The 3,757-nt window shown below is 47.2% G+C and carries 5 protein-coding genes; 4 read left to right on the plus strand and 1 reads right to left on the minus strand.

What is annotated here, in order from left to right; genetic code table 11:
* Nucleotides 1–268 precede the first annotated feature (268 nt).
* Entirely contained in the window at nucleotides 269–475 is a 207-nt protein-coding gene (locus tag B3W37_RS14110; protein WP_483176175.1) for a hypothetical protein, read from the minus strand.
* A 62-nt stretch (nucleotides 476–537) separates the two neighbouring features.
* On the opposite strand from B3W37_RS14110, the gene B3W37_RS14115 reads away from it, so the two are divergent.
* From B3W37_RS14115 to B3W37_RS14130, 4 genes are all read left to right on the plus strand, one after another.
* Nucleotides 538–945, plus strand: a complete 408-nt coding sequence (locus B3W37_RS14115; protein ID WP_483170047.1) for an ArsR/SmtB family transcription factor — start codon at nucleotides 538–540, stop codon at nucleotides 943–945.
* Between the two features lie 23 nt (nucleotides 946–968).
* Complete coding sequence (arsD, locus tag B3W37_RS14120; protein WP_483170049.1) at nucleotides 969–1,277, plus strand: arsenite efflux transporter metallochaperone ArsD; 309 nt, start codon at nucleotides 969–971, stop codon at nucleotides 1,275–1,277.
* A gap of 37 nt (nucleotides 1,278–1,314) precedes the next feature.
* Nucleotides 1,315–3,063, plus strand: a complete 1,749-nt coding sequence (gene arsA / locus B3W37_RS14125) for an arsenical pump-driving ATPase (RefSeq protein ID WP_483170050.1) — start codon at nucleotides 1,315–1,317, stop codon at nucleotides 3,061–3,063.
* A gap of 502 nt (nucleotides 3,064–3,565) precedes the next feature.
* The coding region (locus B3W37_RS14130; protein WP_483176176.1) for an aminopeptidase P family N-terminal domain-containing protein at nucleotides 3,566–3,757 on the plus strand (192 nt) is incomplete at its 3' end.

Consider the following 3,757-nt stretch of genomic DNA (forward strand, 5'->3'; position numbering starts at 1 on the left):
CTGCCCAGGTCCAAGACCGTTTCCCCCTCCTGCAATTCGGCCAATAGCAAGGGATTGGCACAACCCAGAGAAGCTTCCACCGCTTTTAGGGGCAGGCTTTTCCAGGTCGATTTTTCCATAGATCCCGCTGGAAATTTTGCCTTTGGGGTCGTACGGTGAACAGCCGCAGCCACACCCTGAATCGGTGCTAATGTTTTTGGCTATATTCCCGTAAACTTCTTTTACCGATGATCTAACATCGCTTTCCATTACTGATCGCTCCTTCCATTTAACAGCACAGATTCTTTTCAAATGCATCCAACAGCAGCTTCATGCTTTCAATGACCTGTTCACGTTTTTCTTCGGGGATGGCGTCGCCTTCTTCGCCATACTCGTGTTTTAAGCTTTTGATTGAAATTGCTGCTGCTTCATCTTTTGGTTCAATATGCCTCTGCCAAAATATTCTAAGAAAACGCCCTTGAGCAATCATGCCCAAAGTTATAATATAATTATATTATTATATAAAGCATAAAGCATTAATAATTAGGAGTGAAATCTATGATCAGGCAAACCAGCTTAATTTTTAAAGCGCTCGGCGAACCTACCCGGCTTTCCATCATTAAATTTCTGTCCGTCCAGGAACTATGTATCTGCGAACTTGTCGCCATCTTGGATATGAGCCAGCCACGCGTTTCCCAGCACGTCAAAGTACTAAAGCAGGCCGGATTGGTTAACGAACGCAAACACAGACAGAAATCTTACTACAGCCTTAATCAAGCCTTAATAAACGGCAATATTATTGAACCATGGTCTTCTTTCCTGCAATGCTCCGTTGACAGTATCCCTGAACTGGCCCAAGAAAACCAACGCTATCTGCAGCTGGAAAGCAACGAGGCGGTCCAGGCTTGTAAACATGGCTGTGAGGCTCTTGAAAATCCGGCTAAAGAAAAAGCGGGAGTATTTTGAACAATAGATAAGGAGCGTTCAATATGAAAAAAATTGAGATTTTTGACCCGGCAATGTGCTGTGCAACTGGCGTATGCGGTCCGGCAATCGATCCCGAACTGCTCAGAATGGCTGTAGTTATAGACAACCTCAAAGAAAAAAGCGTAGATATAAGCCGTCACGGTCTATCCAACGAACCAATGGAGTTTATTAATAACAAGCTAATAAACGACCTGCTGCGAAAAGAGGGAGCTGACATACTGCCGGTTACCCTCCTCGACGGTCAGGTGGCCAAAACCAGAGCATACCCTACCAACCAGGAGCTTTCCGACTGGTTGGGCATTCCGGTTTAGCCGCTTATTTTCCGCACCTAAACGAAGGGGGTAGACTATGTACGAAACATTTGCTCTGGATAAGATTAAGCTGACCAAATATCTATTCTTTACCGGCAAGGGCGGAGTTGGAAAAACCTCCATCGCCTGCGCTGCAGCAGTAAATTTGGCCGACGGCGGTAAGAAGGTGCTCTTGATAAGCACCGATCCAGCTTCCAATCTTCAGGATGTTTTCGGCACTGAACTTACCGGTCATGGAGTACCGGTTAAAGACGTGCCCGGCCTCATCGTGGCTAATCTAAATCCCGAAGAGGCAGCCCGGGAATATCGAGAAGCCGTGCTGGCTCCCTATATAGATAAGCTGCCTCCCGGTATAATCGCCAACATGGAGGAGCAGCTGTCCGGTTCCTGTACAGTTGAGATCGCAGCCTTCGATCAATTTTCTCATTTCATTACCGACCAGCAAACAGAACAGGCCTATGATCATATCATATTTGACACTGCGCCCACCGGGCACACGCTGCGTATGCTGGAGCTGCCCTCAGCATGGAGTAATTTTATCAGCGAGAGCACCCACGGGGCCTCATGTTTAGGTCAGCTGTCCGGCTTGGAAGACAAAAAAGATATGTACCGGGAAGCTGTAGCCACCCTGGCCGATAAAAACCGGACTATCCTGATACTGGTTGCCAAGCCCGAAAAAACACCGCTCTTGGAAGCGGAGCGTTCCAGCCTGGAGCTCAGCGATCTGAATATCAACAACCAAATGCTGATTATTAATGCGGTTTTGGGGCAGGCATCTGATCAGCTCTCAATGAAAATAATGGAAGAGCAGAAATATGCCTTGGAACACATGCCTCCAGGATTGCATAAACACGCCGCCTATACCCTGCCCTTACGCTCATACAATATCTTGGGGCTGGATAAATTAAGGTCCTTTTTTAGCGGCGATGATTATGGAAAGAGTTACTCCCCGGCCGCTCCCTTAAATCTAAAGAGCATTGACGTATTGATAAACGACCTTTATGCCAGCGGTAAAAAAGTTATATTTGTTATGGGCAAAGGCGGGGTGGGCAAAACCACCGTGGCGGCCACTATTGCACTGGCACTGGCCAATAGAGGGACTAAGGTACATTTAACCTCAACAGATCCGGCCGACCACCTCAGCTATGCTATAGAGGCCACCGCCAACATCACTCAGAGCCACATCGACGAACGCCGAGAGCTTATAAAATATCAAAATGAGGTAATTGAAAAGGCCCGCGAGACCATGAGTGAAGCAGACCTGGAATATGTCAAGGAGGACCTGCGCTCCCCATGTACCCAGGAAATTGCTGTCTTTAGAGCATTTGCCGAAATAGTTGATAAGGCCGAAGATGAGGTAGTGGTGATCGATACTGCGCCCACAGGCCATACCCTGCTGCTGCTGGATGCCACCCAGAGCTACCATCGTGAAGTACAAAGGACCAAAGGTGAAATCCCCCTCGCGGTACAAAGGCTGCTGCCCCGTCTGAGAGATGAAAGCCAGGCTGATGTGGTTGTCGTTACCCTGCCGGAAGCCACACCGGTCTGGGAAGCGCGCCGTTTGCGGGAGGAATTGCACCGCGCTGGCATTCATAATAAATGGTGGGTCGTAAATCAGTGTCTTTCTTTGACCGATACCCGGGACAGCATGTTGCTTGCCAGAGCTGAGGCAGAAAAACCCTGGCTGGATAAAGTAAAGGAAATTAGCGAAGATCATTTTGTCGCCATTCCCTGGCTCGAGGATGCCTCGATCGAGAATATAGTCCCATTGGCTAGTGAGTGTTAATCTTTCCTTGAGTCGGTTCAGGGGAGCTCTGCGTATGAAGCAAATCGGTAGAAGCAGAGGGAACTAATTTAAGTACAGTGCATAATTGCCACCCATATGAATCTGATTTGCGCTTCATTCACCATAATCACCTCCCCTGTCATATCCTTCCTATAATTCTTGGGTTCTACATATTTATACAAAAATTGTTAACCAAAAGGCTTAAGGATGATATTATTATAAGGGAGTCCAGGCATCATGGATTTTTATTCCATGGTAGATTTAAATTGAATGATACGGCTCAATAAACAGATCAGAGAAAAATTGCGAGCAACTGAATGATAAGGAGTAAGAGGAATGATAGCACAGAGCAGAACACTATTTGCCGGGGTTGTCTATTGCTTGCTGTCAACCTGCCCAGCCTTATTTTCCGAAAGCCAACTGCTTTAAATAATTACATAATCGAAGTGTTCAAATGAGGCTCCCTGAAGTCCGTCAATAAGGAAAATTGGGGGGCGGGTTTATGTTGTCAAGAGATGAGCTGCAAAAGAGACTGGATTGTTTTCAAGAGATCCTCAGGGACAAAGAAATCGACGGAGCACTACTCGTACAGCGGGTTGACACCATGTACTTTACGGGTACGGCCCAGGACCTGCATGTGTATATACCCGATGCGGGCAAACCGGTGATTCTCGCCTACCGGGATTTAGAACGG

This window comes from Syntrophomonas sp. UBA5494 (assembly GCF_002426325.1).

Bases quoted from the DNA above. Each gene is read 5' to 3' on its own strand.
- B3W37_RS14115 (WP_483170047.1), top strand. From the start codon at position 538: ATGATCAGGCAAACCAGCTTAATTTTTAAAGCGCTCGGCGAACCTACC.
- arsA (WP_483170050.1), top strand. From the start codon at position 1,315: ATGTACGAAACATTTGCTCTGGATAAGATTAAGCTGACCAAATATCTA.
- arsD (WP_483170049.1), top strand. From the start codon at position 969: ATGAAAAAAATTGAGATTTTTGACCCGGCAATGTGCTGTGCAACTGGC.